Genomic DNA, 13,948 nt, shown 5'->3' with positions numbered 1-13,948 from the left:
AACCGTCCCAAGCATAGGCCTTGGCATATGCCAAAATTCGCTCCGAAACGCTATTTGTCAATAACCGACGCGGCGGCCAGATGCCGCCCCGGCGACCTCCTGAAACGTTGCAGGTTTTTCTCCACGGCCGTCACAACAGCCGTTGACTCTTTTCGGTAACATTTCCAAGCTAACAGATGTCAGACCAATTTAGGGAAACCTGCCGGCACGCCGGCTTGTGTCTGGCAGCATCTTCACCAACCGGTGCTTGCCCCGTGCGCGACGACACTTTCCAGTCAGCAGCAGGCGATAATGAAGCTGATGGCGCTGATGGCGGCCTGCAGCCGCTACCGCCCGCTGACCGGGTGCGCGCCGTCTCCAATGCGCTGGCGGATTTCATTGCCCGCAAGGAAATGAAGCCCGGCGACCGGCTGCCGGCCGAACGTGAACTGATGATGGCGCTCGCCGTCGGTCGCTCCACGGTGCGCGAGGTTATCCGCCTGTTTCAGGCCCGCGGCGTGGTGGAATCGCGCAAGGGCAGCGGCACCTACCTGCTGCGGCCCATTACGGCGCAAACCTTCCACATGCCGCTGTCCTTCGAGGCCTCGCACCTGCGCGATGCGCTCCTGCAAACGCTGGATGTACGCCGCGGGCTGGAGGTGGAAGCCTCCATGCTGGCCGCCGAGCGCCGCACGGCGGAGGACCTGAGGGTGATGGAAGAGCGCCTTGTCGAGATGGAGCGTGTGCACCACGAAAAGGGCACCGCGGGGCGGGAGGACCTTGCCTTCCACCTCGCCATCTATGACGCCACCCACAACCCGCTTTTTCCCCAGATGCTCGAGCAGATGCGTGAAGCCTTCGAAAGCTTCTGGGGCAAACCCTTTGACCGGCCGGACTTTGCCCGCCGCTCCTTCCCCTTCCACCGCGAGCTTTATGACGCGATTGCCGCCGGCGACCGCGACATGGCCCGCGAGAAGACCCTGGCGATCTTGCAGGTCGTCGCCGAAGACATCGAGGAAATGTCGAAATGACTGATGGTGCGGATCACTTCGATCACGCCTTGCTCACCGTCGCCCATGACGGGCCCCACGCCTTCGAGGCCGTGGTGCCCCCCATTGTGCAGACCTCGCTTTTCACCTTCTCGTCCTATGACGAGATGGCCGCCACCTATCGCGGCGAAAAGGTGCGCCCCACCTATACGCGCGGCCTTAACCCCACGGTGCGCTTCTTCGAGGAGATGCTGGCAAAGCTGGAAGGCACCGAGGATGCGCTGGGTTTTGCCAGCGGCATGGCGGCGATTTCCGCCACCATCATCAGCTTCGTATCGCCCGGCGACCGCGTGGTGTGCGTGCGCCATGTCTATCCGGATACGTACCGGCTGTTCGGCACGCTCCTTAAGCGGTTTGGCGTTGAAACCGTTTTCGTGGACGGCACCGATCTCGATGCGGTTGCCGCCGCCCTGCCCGGCGCAAAGCTTTTCTACCTTGAAAGCCCGACCAGCTGGGTGATGGAGACGCATGATGTGCCGGCGCTGGCGGCCCTTGCCCGCCAGCATGGCGTGCGCACCGTCATCGACAACAGCTGGGCGAGCCCCATCTTCCAGCAGCCGGCAAAACTCGGCGTCGATCTGGTGCTGCATTCGGCGTCCAAATATCTCGGCGGCCACAGCGATGTGGTGGCCGGCGTCGTTGCCGGCCCCAAGGCACTGCTCGCGGAAATCCGCGCTGCCGCCTACCCCTATCTGGGCGGCAAGCTCTCCCCCTTCGATGCCTGGCTGCTGATCCGCGGCATGCGCACCCTGCCTGCCCGCATGAAGATGCATGAGGCCTCCGCCCTTTCCGTGGCGGCCCGTCTCAAGGCGCATCCGGCCGTGGAGCAGGTCTGCCATCCCGGCCTCGGCAACAAGCTGCCGCCGGGGCTCAGCGGCACCTCCGGCCTCTTCTCCTTCATCTTCCGCGAGGGCGTGAATGTGCGCGCCTTCGCCGACAGCCTGCGGCTCTTCAAGCTCGGCGTCAGCTGGGGCGGGCATGAAAGCCTCGTCGTGCCCGGCGAGGTCGTGCTGGCCCAGGCGGCAAAACCCAATTCCGCGGTCGATTTCGCCATCAGCCCGCGGTCGGTTCGTCTCCATGTCGGCCTCGAGGGGGCCGATGCGCTGTGGAGCGACCTTGAGCAGGCCATCGACGCTGCCACAGGCAAGGAGAGCTGAGGCAACGGCAAAGGCGGCCAACCATCCACAAAACATCGACAAGAACAGGGAGCAAAAGATGAAAAAGATGTTTTCCGCGGCGCTCTTTACCGCCGCCCTTCTCAGCGGTACGGCGCTTGCCGATACCAAACTCAAGCTGGTCGAGGTCATCACCAGCCCCGAACGCACCGAGACGCTGAAAGGCATCGTCGCGAAGTTCGAAAAAGAGAACCCCGGAACCACCGTCGATATCGTCTCGCTGCCCTGGGGCGAAGCCTTCCAGAAATTCGCCACCATGGTTTCGGCGGGCGATACGCCGGATGTGGTGGAGATGCCGGATACCTGGCTTGCCCTCTATGCCAAGAACGGCTCGCTGGAGAGCCTCGAGCCCTACCTCAAGAGCTGGGGCGACACGCCGGATCTCAGCTCACGCGCGCTGGAATTTGGCCGCAGCATCGACAACACCGCCTATATGCTGCCCTACGGCTTCTATCTGCGGGCGATGTTCTACAACAAGAAGCTGCTGGCCGAGGCCGGCGTTGCCGAGCCGCCCAAGACGCTGGACGAATTTGCCGAAGCAGCCAAAAAGGTCTCCGCCCTGCCGGGCAAGAGCGGCTACTGCCTGCGCGGCGGCCCCGGCGGCCTCAATGGCTGGGTGATGTTCGGCGCCACCATGGCCGGCGACAACGCCTTCTTCAAACCCGATGGCACCTCCACCTTCGCCGATCCGGGCTGGACCAAGGGCCTCACCTGGCTCACCGATCTCTACAAGAACGGTTACGCCCCCAAAGACAGCGTCAACTGGGGCTTCAACGAGATTGTCGCCGGCTTCTATTCCGGCACCTGCGCCATGCTGGACCAGGACCCGGATGCCCTCATCGCCATTGCCGAGCGCATGAAGCCCGATGAGTACGGCGTCGCCCCGATGCCCAAGGGCCCGAGCGGCAAGTCCTTCCCGACCATCGGCTATGCCGGCTGGTCGATGTTCAAGTCCAGCGAGCACAAGGATCTGGCCTGGAAGCTGATCTCCACGCTCGAAGGGCCGGAAGGCAATATCACCTGGAACAAGCGCACCGGCGCCCTGCCCGCGCTGAAATCGGCCGAGAAGGACCCCTTCTATGCCGGCGACCAGTTCAAGGGCTGGTTCGAGGAACTGGCTGATCCCGATGTGCACCCGACGGTGATGCCGACCTATCTGGAAGAGTTCGCCTACTTCAAGGACAGCCTCGTCATCTCCACCAGCCAGCAGGCACTGCTGGGCGAGATCACACCGGACGAGCTGGCAAAGCAGTGGGCCGACTATCTGACGGCCGCGCAGAAGAAGTTCCTCGCCAAGTAAGGCGGCGAGCGGCTTTTCGCTCCGGTCCGGGAGGCAGGGCACACCCCTCCTCCCGGGCCGGGCCGGTTTTCTCCTGAAGTTGACGGAAACTCCGCCCCCATGAGCGCCCTTGCGCCCGATCCCCGTTTTGTGAGCCAAGCGCCCGGCCCCGGCCAGCGTTCGCCTTTCCTGCGCCGCCTTGCCCACGCGTCGGAGCCCTGGCTCTATTCGGCGCCGGCGCTCATCCTCATCGTGGCGGTCATGCTGGTGCCGCTGGTGCTGGGCATTTCCTATGCCTTCCGGGATGTGCGGCTGCTGAACCCCTTCTCCGGCGGTTATGTCGGCCTGCAGCATTTCCATGAGCTGGCGCGCGACAAGGCCTTTTGGGGAGCGCTGAAAAACACGCTGTGGTGGACGGGCGCTTCCGTCTTCCTGCAGTTTTTCCTCGGGCTCTTTCTTGCTCTCCTGCTCGACAAGCCCTTTTACGGGCGCGGTATCGCGCAGGCGCTCTGTTTCCTGCCCTGGGCAGTGCCAAGTTTCCTGTCCGGCCTCAACTGGGCCTGGCTGTTCAATCCCGTCGTCGGCCCGCTGCCGCACTGGATGGTTTCGCTCGGCCTGATGAGCCAGCCGGAGAACATCCTCTCCGACCCGACCCTCGCCATGTGGGGGCCGATCATCGCCAATGTGTGGTGGGGCATCCCCTTCTTCGCCATCACCCTGCTGGCGGCCCTGCAATCGATCCCGCGTGATCTCTATGAGGCAGCCGCCATTGATGGCGCCGGCGGCGTGCAGCGCTTCTTCTCCATCACGCTGCCTTTCCTCGCGCCCACCATCGCCATCACCGTGCTGCTGCGCACGGTCTGGATCTCCAACTTCGCCGATCTCATCGTGGTGATGACCAGCGGCGGGCCGGCCAACCGCACCCAGATCGTCGCCAGCTACATCTTCACCCAGGCCTTCAAGAAGCTCGATTTCGGCTATGCCAGCGCGGTGGCGCTGGTGCTGCTCGTGCTGCTGCTCGCCTATTCCATGCTCATCGTGCTGCTGCGGCAGAGCCTGCTGAAGAAAGGCTGATCCCATGCGCCGCAAACGCCTGCTGCCCACCGCCCTCCATCGCCTTGCGATCCTCGCCTACATCGCCTTCGCGCTGTTTCCGCTCTACTGGCTGCTCAAGGTTTCGGTCACACCAAACGACCTGCTTTATAGCGAGGGGGTGCGCCTGTGGCCGTCGCACATGACGCTCGACCATTTCGCCTTCGTGCTGAAGCACAGCGATTTCCCGCGTTTCTTCCAGAACAGCCTGATCGTCTCCGGCTCTACCGCGGCCATCGTCACGGCGCTGGCTTCCACCTCCGGTTACGCGCTCTCGCGTTTTGAATTCCGCGCCAAGTACCTGATCGTAGCGCTCATGCTGCTGACGCAGATGTTCCCGCTGGTCATGCTGGTGGCGCCGATCTTCAAGATGCTGACGCCGCTGAAGCTCACCAACAGCCTTGCCGGCCTCACGCTGGTCTATGTTGCCTTCAACGTGCCCTTCGCCACCTTCCTCATGCAGTCCTTCTTCGACGGCATTCCGAAGGATCTGGAAGAAGCGGCGATGATCGATGGCGCCACCCGCTTCAAGGCCTTTCGCCAGATCATCCTGCCGCTCACCCTGCCCGGCATCGCCGCCACGCTCGGCTTCGTCTTCACCGCCGCGTGGAGCGAGCTTCTGTTCTCGCTGATGCTGATCTCCGGCAACCAATCCGCCACCTTCCCGGTCGGGCTGCTCTCCTTCGTCTCCAAATTCTCCGTCGATTTCGGGCAGATGATGGCCGCGGGCGTGCTCGCGCTTATCCCGGCCTGCCTGTTCTTCCTCTTGATCCAGCGCTATCTCGTGCAGGGCCTCACGGCCGGCGCGGTGAAGGGCTGAGGAGCGTTTCCATGGCCTCCATCGGCATCTCCGGTGTCCGCAAGTCCTACGCCCAGTTTCCCGTTTTGCACGGCGTCGATCTCGAGATCGCCGACGGCGAGTTCGTGGTGCTGGTCGGCCCGTCGGGCTGCGGCAAGTCCACGCTTTTACGCATGATCGCGGGGCTTGAGGATATTACCGAAGGCGACATCAGCATCGCCGGCACGAGGGTCAATGATCTCGACCCCAAGGACCGCGACATCGCCATGGTGTTCCAGTCCTACGCGCTTTATCCGCACATGAATGTCGCCGGCAATATGAGCTACAGCCTGCGCCTGCGCCGCACGGCAAAGGACAAGATCGCCGGCATCGTCACCGCCGCCGCCCGCAAGCTGGGGCTCGACCCGCTGATGGAGCGGCGCCCGCGTGCCCTGTCCGGCGGCCAGCGCCAGCGGGTTGCCATGGGCCGCGCCATCGTGCGCCAGCCAAAAGCCTTCCTGTTCGATGAGCCGCTTTCCAACCTTGACGCCCGCCTGCGCGAGCAGATGCGCGGTGAGATCAAGAAGCTGCATCAGGACCTTGGCGCAACCTCGATCTATGTGACCCATGACCAGATCGAGGCGATGACCCTTGCCGACCGTATCGTGGCGATGAATGCCGGCCTCATCCAGCAGGTCGGCACCCCGCTGGAGCTTTATGACCGGCCGGCCAATCTTTTCGTCGCCGGCTTCATCGGCTCCCCGGGCATGAATGTGCTGACCGGCCGTTATGAGGGGCAAACGGCGGACATTGCGCGGCTGGTGCTGGATCACGGACCTGCCATCCCGCTCGGCCGCGCCTATCCGTTGACCGACGGCACGCCGGTCAGCCTCGGCATCCGGCCCGAACATCTGGAGCTGTCTCCGGCGGGCGGCGCCGGGCTTGCCGCCCGCATAGAACTGGTGGAGCCGACCGGCTTCGGCACCATCCTGCATCTGGTCACCCCCGGCACCAGCAGCATCGCCCTCAAGGGCTTTACCCTCGACCGTGCCGCCGCCGGGGCCTCGCGGGAGGTGAGCCTCGGTTTCCCGCCGGAGCGGCTGCATCTCTTCGTGGAAGAAAAGCGGGTGGAGCCCGCTTCCTGACGCACCACGCTCGACGTTCTCCTCCCCAGCCAGTAACCTCTGGGCAGGCTTCGCGCCTGCCCTTTTTCTTTTCCGCAAGAGGCGCTTACCGCGCATGAGCAGCAAACGCCCCCCCGCTTCCACCGCCTGGCAGCCCCTTTTCGAGCGGGTGCGCACAGAGGCGCTGGCGGGCCGCGTGGCAGAGGCGTGGGCGCTGGCAAAACCGGCCCTTGCCAGCTTCCCGGGCGATGGTCCCCTGCCACTCATCCTCGGCTCCCTCGCCCAGCAGGCGGGGGACAGTGCGGGCGCCCTGCCGCTCCTGGAAAAAGGCGTGACGCTGATGCCGGCAGAAGCACAGGGCTGGTCCAGCCTTGGCGCCGCAAGGCTGGCTACCGGGGACGAGGCCGGGGCACTGGCCGCGCTGGAAAAAGCCGTTGCCCTTGCCCCGCAAGATCCGGTGGTGACCGGCAATCTGGCCCTCGGCCAGCGCCGCACCGGCCAGCTGGAGGCAGCGCTCGCCACCTATTCCCGCGCCCTTGCCGGCATTGATCTCACCAAACGTCCGGACGCCATCAACCTTGCCGTCGAATATGCCAACCTGCTGCGCTCCATGGCCCGGCTGGATGACGCAATGGCGCTGATGCAGCAATTGGCAGCAGCCCAGCCCGGCTCCGCCGCTGCCCTGCGCGGCCTTGGCCGGGTGGCCGGAGAACTTGGCCAGCTTGATCTTGCCCGTCAGGCCGCGACCCGCGCGCTGGAGATCGAACCTTCTGCCGAAGCCTGGCATGAGCTGGGACGCTATCTGAAACTCAGCCACCTTTTTGCCGAGGCGGAAGAGGCGCTGAAAACCGCAACCCGCCTGAAGCCCGGCCTCGTTGCGGCCTGGAATGAACTGGGCGATGTTGCCCGTCTCTCCCTGCGCCTTGCCGAGGCGGAGGCCGCCTATGCCGAGGTGGCACGGCTGGAGCCGCAGCGCTTCGAGGCACGCTCCAACCTCGTGCTGCTGCAGAACTACCGGAGCGACCTCTCGCCCGAAGCGCTCTTTGCCGCCCATCTCGAAATCGGGCGCGATCTCGATGCCGCCGGCTCAGCCTTTGCTGCCGCGCGGCATTACCCACCCCGTTCCACCCCGCCGCGCATCGGCATTGTTTCGCCGGACTTTCGTCGGCATTCGGTTGCCTTCTTCCTCGCCCCGCTGCTGGCGGGCCGCGACAAGGGCGCGGCCACCTTCGTGTGCTTCTCCAAAGTCGGCCGGCCGGATGCCATCACCGACAAGCTGCGCACGCTCGCCGATGAGTGGGTGGATGTGACCGGCGTGCCCGACGCGGCGCTGGCCGAGATCATCGCCAGCCGCAGTATCGATATCCTCATCGATGCCGATGGCCATATGGCGGGCGGCAGCCTTGCCGCCTTCGCCCGCCGCCCCGCCCCGGTACAGATCACCTGGCTCGGTTATCCCGGCACCACCGGCATGAAGAGCATGGATGGCCGCATCACCGACGAGATTGCCGACCCGCCCGGCGCCGAGGCGTTCCACACCGAAAAGCTGATCCGCCTGCCCTCGGGCTTTCTCTGTTACGCCCCGGCCGCCGTTGCCCCGCCGGTGGCGCCGCTACCCGCCGGCACGGACGGGCCGATCACCTTCGGCAGCTTCAACACCATCCCCAAACTCTCGCCGGTCACGCTCGCGCTGTGGTCGCAGGTGCTGGCCGCCGTACCCGGCTCGCGCCTTCTCATCAAGACGCTGCAAACCCGCAGCCCGGAGGTGCGCCGGCAATTGCTTTCCGCCATGGCCGGTGTGGGCATCGATGCCGGGCGGCTCATCATCCTCGACCATGTCGATGACGATGCCGGCCATCTTGCTGCCTATGGCCAGGTCGATATCGCGCTGGACCCGGTGCCCTATAACGGCACCACCACCACCTGCGAGGCATTGTGGATGGGCGTGCCGGTCATCACCCTCAGCGGAGATCGGCATGCCGCACGTGTCGGGGCCTCCATTTTGAGTCGCCTCGGGCTGGAAGAACTCGTGGCCGCTTCGCCGCAAGACTACATAACCGTCGCCCGGGCTCTGGCGGCCGATCGCGTCCGCCTTGCCGACCTGCGGGCAGGCCTTCGCTCGCGCATGGCACGCTCTCCGCTTTGCGACGCCAGGGGCTTTTCCCGTAACTTTATAGAATCAGTTACAAATTTTACTCCGCGCCCATAACGGCAACAGCACCATTACGTCCAAGTGATTAAACTGATCATCCAATCAATATAAATCATTACAGAAGTTAATTTGAATAAAATTACGGGGATTTAATAATCATTATTCGTTAATCGACTACTGCCTTCTGGTCGCTATACCAATGCGCAATTCGCGCCCTTGCTGTCGTCGGTTCTAATCACGCCAATGAAGCGTGCCTTGAACGGGACGCAAGACGGGGGTGAGCATTCCGTGTCCAGTCTCAACGCAATCACGCCGCAGGCGGCGCCAGGCAGCACCATCGAGCATGCGCTGCAAAAAAGCGAAGCGCGCTTTCGTCAAGTTGTGGAATCCGCCCCCAATGCCATGGTCATGATCGGGCCGGGCGGCCTGATTGAAATGGTCAACGCCCAGACCGAGCGTCTTTTCGGTTACGACCGCGGCGAATTGCTGCACCAGCCGATCGAGATGCTGGTGCCGGAGCGTTTCCGCAGGGGCCACCCGGCCATGCGCGACCAGTTCTTCCACAACCCTCATTCCCGGCCGATGGGCGCCGGACGCGACCTTTACGCCCTGCGCAAGGATGGCAGCGAATTCCCGGTCGAGATCGGCCTCAACCCCATCGAAACCGATGAAGGCACCAAGGTACTCTCCTCCATCCTCGACCTCTCCGCCCGCAAGCGCATGGAAGAGCGCTTCCGCCAGGTGGTGGAATCCGCTCCCAATGCCATGGTGATGGTGAATGGCAACGGACGCATCGAAATGGTGAACGCCCAGGCCGAACGGGTTTTCGGTTATGCGCGTGACGAGATGCTTGGCCAGCCGATCGAGATGCTCGTTCCTGAAAGGGCCCGGGCGACCCATCCCGACAAGCGCGCCGGTTTTTTTGCCCACCCTACCTCCCGCCCCATGGGCGCGGGCCGCGACCTTTTTGGCCGCCGCAAGGATGGCAGCGAATTCGCTGTCGAAATCGGCCTCAATCCCATCGAGACCGATGAAGGCAAGATGGTGCTTTCCGCCATCGTCGACATCTCGGACCGCAAGCAGAAGGAAGAGCGCATCAACGCCGCGCTCAAGGAAAAAGACCTGCTGCTGGGCGAAATCCATCACCGGGTCAAAAACAACCTGCAGATCATTTACAGCCTGCTTGATCTGCAAGCCGCCCGCATCAGCGATCGCTCGGTGATCGAGGGCCTGCGCGAAAGCCAGAACCGCATCCGCTCGATGGCTCTCATCCATCAGGCGCTCTATCAGTCCAAGGATTTCGCCCGGGTCGATTTCAGCACCTTCATCCACACCCTGGCGCCGACGCTGATCACCTCTTACGACCTTGATCCGAGCCGCCTGAATCTCGTGATTGAGGCCGATCAAGTGCTGCTGCCCATCAATGACGCCATCCCCTGCGGCCTCATCCTCAATGAACTTGTAACCAACACTCTCAAGCACGCCTTCCCGGCCGAGCATCAGGCCAGCGGCGCCAGCGAGATCCGCATCGGGCTCAAGACCGAGCTGGCCGAAAGCCAGGTTTGCCTGAGCGTCAGCGACAATGGCGTCGGCCTGCCGGACAACCTCGACCTCCAGACCTCCGACACCCTTGGCCTGCAGCTCGTACAATTGCTGGCCGCCCAGCTCAAAGGGCGCCTGTCCATCAACCGGCGTAACCCGACCGCCTTCACTCTCCAGTTTCCGGCCCGTAGCGGGCAGGCGGAGCCTTTCAAGCCATGAGCAACCGCATCCTCATCGTCGAAGACGAGGGCATTGTCGCCCTTCACCTCAAGCGGCAGCTTGAAAAGCTGGGTTATACGGTTGCAGACATTGCCGCCTCCGGCTCCGCTGCTCTTGAAAAGATCGGCAAGACCGACCCTGAACTCGTGCTGATGGATATTCATATCGACGGCCCGATGGACGGCATTGAAACCGCCTCCCGCATTTCCGACCGGCCGGTAATCTACCTGACCGCCTTCTCGGAGGAGGCGACCCTCAACCGGGCGCGGGAAACCAGTCCCTTCGGTTATCTGCTGAAGCCGTTTTCCGAGCGCGAGCTTCACGCCACCATCCAGATGGCGCTGGAGCGCCACCGGGTTGACCTCGCCCTGCGCGCCAGCCAGGAGCGACTTAACCTCGCCATGAACGCTGCCGGCATGGGGCTGTGGGAGGTGGATATCGCCACCCGGGCCCTGATGCTGAGCCACGAGGCCGGGCAGGTCTTTGGACCGGAATACAAGGCCCAGCCGCGCTCCCTCGACGAACTGTCATCGGTGCTGGACCCGCGCGACTGGCCGGCTGTTGAAGCCGCCTTCACCCGCCTTGCCGCTGAAGGCGGGCAGATGGAGCTGGAATTTCGCACCGCGGCTGCCTATGGCGGGCGCTGGCTGAAGGCGCAGGGCCGCACCTTTGAACCGGCAAGCGGCATGGGCGACAGAAAACGTATCGTCGGCGTGGTGCGCGATATCACCGAGCGGCGCTGCACCGAGCACAAACTGCGTCAGGCGGCCACCGTGTTCGGCGTCATGCAGGACGGCATCGCCATTCTCGATCTCGATTTCACCGTCACGACCGTCAATGAGAATTGCAGCGTCATCACCGGCTACCGCGCGGCCGATCTGACCGAACGCCCTTTCTTCAAGCTGCCCACCAGCCGCAACCTGCCGGAATACGAGGTTCGCGCCGCCCTGAAGCAGGACGGTCACTGGCGCGCCGAAGTGGAAACCCGCCGCAAGAACGGTGAGCCGATGCGCACCATCGTGCACATTGCCGCGGTTACCGACAGCGCCGGAGCGCTTACGCATTATGTTGCCGTCCTGTCGGACATGACCTCGGTGCGCCGGGTCGAGGCGGAACTTGCGCATCTGGCCCATTATGACTCCCTGACCGGCCTGCCCAACCGCCTGCTGGCAATGGACCGGCTGGAACAATCGCTGCGCCGCGCCCGGCGTGAGAAAGCGCGTATGGGCGTGCTGTTTGTCGACCTCGACCGTTTCAAGGCCATCAACGACACGCTCGGGCACGCCGCCGGCGACGAGCTGCTGGCCCTTGCCGCCCACCGGATGAAGGGGGCGGTGCGCAAGAGCGATACCGTCGCCCGCCTCGGCGGCGATGAATTCATGATCATCCTGGATGAAATCCACGAACCCGTGGATGCTGCCCAGGTCGCCCAAAAGCTGCTGGAGGCGCTCTCCCCCGCCTTCATGCTCAGCGGACACGAGGCTTTCATCAGCGCCAGCATCGGCATCAGCCTCTACCCCGGCAATGGCGGCGACGCCGAAACGCTGATCAGCGCCGCGGACACGGCGATGTATTCGGCCAAACAGGCTGGCCGCAACCGCTATGCCTTCTTTACCGGGGAGATGACGGCCAGCACCCTTGTCAGCATCCGCCAGGAACATGAGCTGCGCCAGGCCCTGCGGGAGGGTGAATTCCGCCTGCACTACCAGCCCCAGCTCTGCATGAAAACGGGCACCGTAAACGGGCTGGAGGCGCTCTTGCGCTGGCAACATCCCGAGCGCGGACTGCTGGGGGCCGGTGACATCATTCCCGCCGCCGAACGGCTTGGCCTGATTGCCGATATCGGCGACTGGGTGATCGGCGAAGCCTGCCGGCAGATCGCCTTGTGGAAAGCGGAAGGGCTTGGAGATATCCGGGTCGCGGTCAATGTCTCGGCGGCGCAGCTGCGCGACGGCCGGGTCGTGGACTGCGTAAGGGCTGCCCTGACGGCAACCGGCATTCGCGCCAGCCTGCTGGAAGTAGAGGTGACCGAAAGCCTGCTTCAGGATGAAGAGACCTGCTCCTCCACCCTCACCGCCCTCGCCGCCCTTGGCACCACCATCGCGCTTGACGATTTCGGCACCGGTTATTCCTGCCTAAAATCGCTGCTGGATCTGCCGATCCATCGCGTCAAGATCGATCGCAGCTTCACCAGCGGGCTACCGTCCAATCCCAAGGTGTGCGCCGTCGTCGGCACCATCATCACCATGTCGCACCAGCTCGGCATGTATGTTCTGGCCGAAGGTGTAGAAACCCAAGAGCAGGAGACTTTCCTGCGCGCCAATGGCTGCGAGGAATCGCAGGGGTTCCTTTATGCGCGGCCTATGCCGCCGCCGGAGGCTGCGGCTTATGTCACCGCCGCCAGCAAAAGCCGCAAGTCGGCCCGCCGCCGCACCCTCACTCCATCCGCCGCCGGAAAAGCCAGGCCGCGGCAGAAAGTGTGACGAGGGCAATGAGCGCCAGCGGCGCTGTCTGTAGCACAATCTCCGAGAGCGGCAGGTCGCGCAGAAACACGCCCTTTGCCACCACGAGGAAATAGCGCAGCGGGTTGAGATAGGTGAGCGGCTGCAGCCAGCCCGGCATATTGTCGATAGGCGTGGCGAAGCCGGAAAGTGTGGTGGCCGGCACCAGCAGCAGGAAAGCGCCGAGGATCGCCTGCTGCTGCGTCTTGCACAGCGACGAGATGAAAAGACCGAGCCCGACGACAGAGGCGAGAAAAAACAGCCCGCTGCCATAAAGCGGCAGCAGCGCGCCGCGCAGCGGCACCTTGAAGAAGAACACGGCCGCAACGACAAAAAATGTCATCTGCGCAAGGCCGAGCAGCAAAGGCGGGATCAGCTTGCCGAGCAGGATTTCGCGGGCGCTGAGTGGCGAGACCATCAGCTGGTCGAAGGTGCCCAGCTCCCGCTCGCGCGCCACGGCCAGCGAGGTGAGGATGAGCGCGATCAGCATGCCGATCTCGGCAATGAGGCTCGGCACGATGAACCACTGATAGTCGAGATTGGGGTTGAACCAGTTGCGCTCGACAAGCGCCGGGGTCAGGGCCGCCGCCTGTTCTCCGGCTGGCGTCTCCCCGCCCAGCGTGCTCACCACCTGGCTGACATAATTGCCGACGATCTGCGAGGCGTTGGAGCGCCGCCCGTCGAGGATGAGCTGCACCGATGCCGGCCGCCCGGCCGATATCTCGCGGGAAAAACCGGCATCGATGCCGATGGCGGCAATCACCTGCTGCTCGTCGATGGCGCGGTGCAGCGCTTCCGGATCGCGGGTAAAGCGGATGGAGCGGAAAGTCGGCGCCCCTTCCAGCCGCCGCACCAGCTCGCCCGACCAATAGCCGCCGTCGCGGTTCAGCACCATGAGGTCGACATTCTTGACCTCCAGCGTCGCGGCATAGGTGAAGATGAGCAGCTGCATCAGCGGCGGCATGATGAGCACGAAGCGCGAGCGCGGATCGCGCAGCACCGCCAGCAGTTCCTTGATGATCAGGGCCTTGAGCCGCAACCACATGGCAAGGGCGCTC

10 protein-coding genes are annotated in these 13,948 nt (G+C 64.0%); 9 read left to right on the top strand and 1 reads right to left on the bottom strand.

The annotated features are described in order from the left end of the window. Nucleotides 1–317 precede the first annotated feature (317 nt). The 9 genes from QTL98_RS08755 to QTL98_RS08715 all read left to right on the top strand — a co-directional run bounded on the left by QTL98_RS08755 (nt 318) and on the right by QTL98_RS08715 (nt 12,872). A complete protein-coding gene (locus QTL98_RS08755; RefSeq protein WP_445682115.1) occupies nt 318–1,010 on the top strand; it encodes a FadR/GntR family transcriptional regulator in 693 nt (230 codons plus the stop codon). Further along, the gene (locus QTL98_RS08750; protein WP_445681835.1) at nt 1,007–2,185 is read left to right on the top strand and encodes a PLP-dependent transferase; all 1,179 of its coding nucleotides are present in this window, start codon (nt 1,007–1,009) and stop codon (nt 2,183–2,185) included. Before QTL98_RS08755 ends, QTL98_RS08750 begins: the two co-directional genes overlap by 4 nt. Before the next feature lie 58 nt (nt 2,186–2,243). Further along, nucleotides 2,244–3,503: an ABC transporter substrate-binding protein gene (locus tag QTL98_RS08745; protein ID WP_445681834.1), complete on the top strand. Its 1,260-nt coding sequence runs from the start codon at nt 2,244–2,246 to the stop codon at nt 3,501–3,503. Between the two features lie 99 nt (nt 3,504–3,602). Beyond that, nucleotides 3,603–4,556: a carbohydrate ABC transporter permease gene (locus QTL98_RS08740; protein WP_445681833.1), complete on the top strand. Its 954-nt coding sequence runs from the start codon at nt 3,603–3,605 to the stop codon at nt 4,554–4,556. Between the two features lie 4 nt (nt 4,557–4,560). Beyond that, on the top strand, nt 4,561–5,394 hold the full coding sequence (locus QTL98_RS08735) for a carbohydrate ABC transporter permease (RefSeq protein ID WP_445681832.1): 834 nt from the start codon (nt 4,561–4,563) through the stop codon (nt 5,392–5,394). Nucleotides 5,395–5,405: 11 nt separating this feature from the next. After that, nucleotides 5,406–6,497 carry an ABC transporter ATP-binding protein gene (locus QTL98_RS08730; RefSeq protein ID WP_445681831.1) on the top strand — a complete coding sequence of 364 codons (1,092 nt, stop codon included), beginning with the start codon at nt 5,406–5,408 and terminating at the stop codon, nt 6,495–6,497. 94 nt (nt 6,498–6,591) lie between these two features. After that, nucleotides 6,592–8,685: an O-linked N-acetylglucosamine transferase, SPINDLY family protein gene (locus tag QTL98_RS08725; protein ID WP_445681830.1), complete on the top strand. Its 2,094-nt coding sequence runs from the start codon at nt 6,592–6,594 to the stop codon at nt 8,683–8,685. 345 nt (nt 8,686–9,030) lie between these two features. Then, a complete protein-coding gene (locus tag QTL98_RS08720; RefSeq protein WP_510637559.1) occupies nt 9,031–10,389 on the top strand; it encodes a PAS domain S-box protein in 1,359 nt (452 codons plus the stop codon). Next, nucleotides 10,386–12,872: a two-component system response regulator gene (locus tag QTL98_RS08715; protein ID WP_445681828.1), complete on the top strand. Its 2,487-nt coding sequence runs from the start codon at nt 10,386–10,388 to the stop codon at nt 12,870–12,872. Before QTL98_RS08720 ends, QTL98_RS08715 begins: the two co-directional genes overlap by 4 nt. Here the strand turns inward: QTL98_RS08715 and QTL98_RS08710 are convergent. Continuing rightward, the gene (locus tag QTL98_RS08710) at nt 12,826–13,935 is read right to left on the bottom strand and encodes an ABC transporter permease (RefSeq protein WP_445681827.1); all 1,110 of its coding nucleotides are present in this window, start codon (nt 13,933–13,935) and stop codon (nt 12,826–12,828) included. The two genes, QTL98_RS08715 and QTL98_RS08710, sit on opposite strands and share 47 nt — an antisense overlap. Nucleotides 13,936–13,948 lie beyond the last annotated feature (13 nt).

Origin of the sequence: Radicibacter daui, from assembly GCA_030657355.1 — a bacterium.
Lineage (GTDB): Bacteria > Pseudomonadota > Alphaproteobacteria > Radicibacterales > Radicibacteraceae > Radicibacter > Radicibacter daui.
Note: the sequence above shows the minus strand (reverse complement) of the source record. Positions and strands in the feature narration are given on the sequence as shown.

Bases quoted from the DNA above. Each gene is read 5' to 3' on its own strand.
- QTL98_RS08750 (WP_445681835.1), top strand. From the start codon at position 1,007: ATGACTGATGGTGCGGATCACTTCGATCACGCCTTGCTCACCGTCGCC.
- QTL98_RS08745 (WP_445681834.1), top strand. From the start codon at position 2,244: ATGAAAAAGATGTTTTCCGCGGCGCTCTTTACCGCCGCCCTTCTCAGC.
- QTL98_RS08740 (WP_445681833.1), top strand. From the start codon at position 3,603: ATGAGCGCCCTTGCGCCCGATCCCCGTTTTGTGAGCCAAGCGCCCGGC.
- QTL98_RS08735 (WP_445681832.1), top strand. From the start codon at position 4,561: ATGCGCCGCAAACGCCTGCTGCCCACCGCCCTCCATCGCCTTGCGATC.
- QTL98_RS08730 (WP_445681831.1), top strand. From the start codon at position 5,406: ATGGCCTCCATCGGCATCTCCGGTGTCCGCAAGTCCTACGCCCAGTTT.
- QTL98_RS08725 (WP_445681830.1), top strand. From the start codon at position 6,592: ATGAGCAGCAAACGCCCCCCCGCTTCCACCGCCTGGCAGCCCCTTTTC.
- QTL98_RS08720 (WP_510637559.1), top strand. From the start codon at position 9,031: ATGGTCATGATCGGGCCGGGCGGCCTGATTGAAATGGTCAACGCCCAG.
- QTL98_RS08715 (WP_445681828.1), top strand. From the start codon at position 10,386: ATGAGCAACCGCATCCTCATCGTCGAAGACGAGGGCATTGTCGCCCTT.
- QTL98_RS08710 (WP_445681827.1), bottom strand. From the start codon at position 13,935: ATGTGGTTGCGGCTCAAGGCCCTGATCATCAAGGAACTGCTGGCGGTG.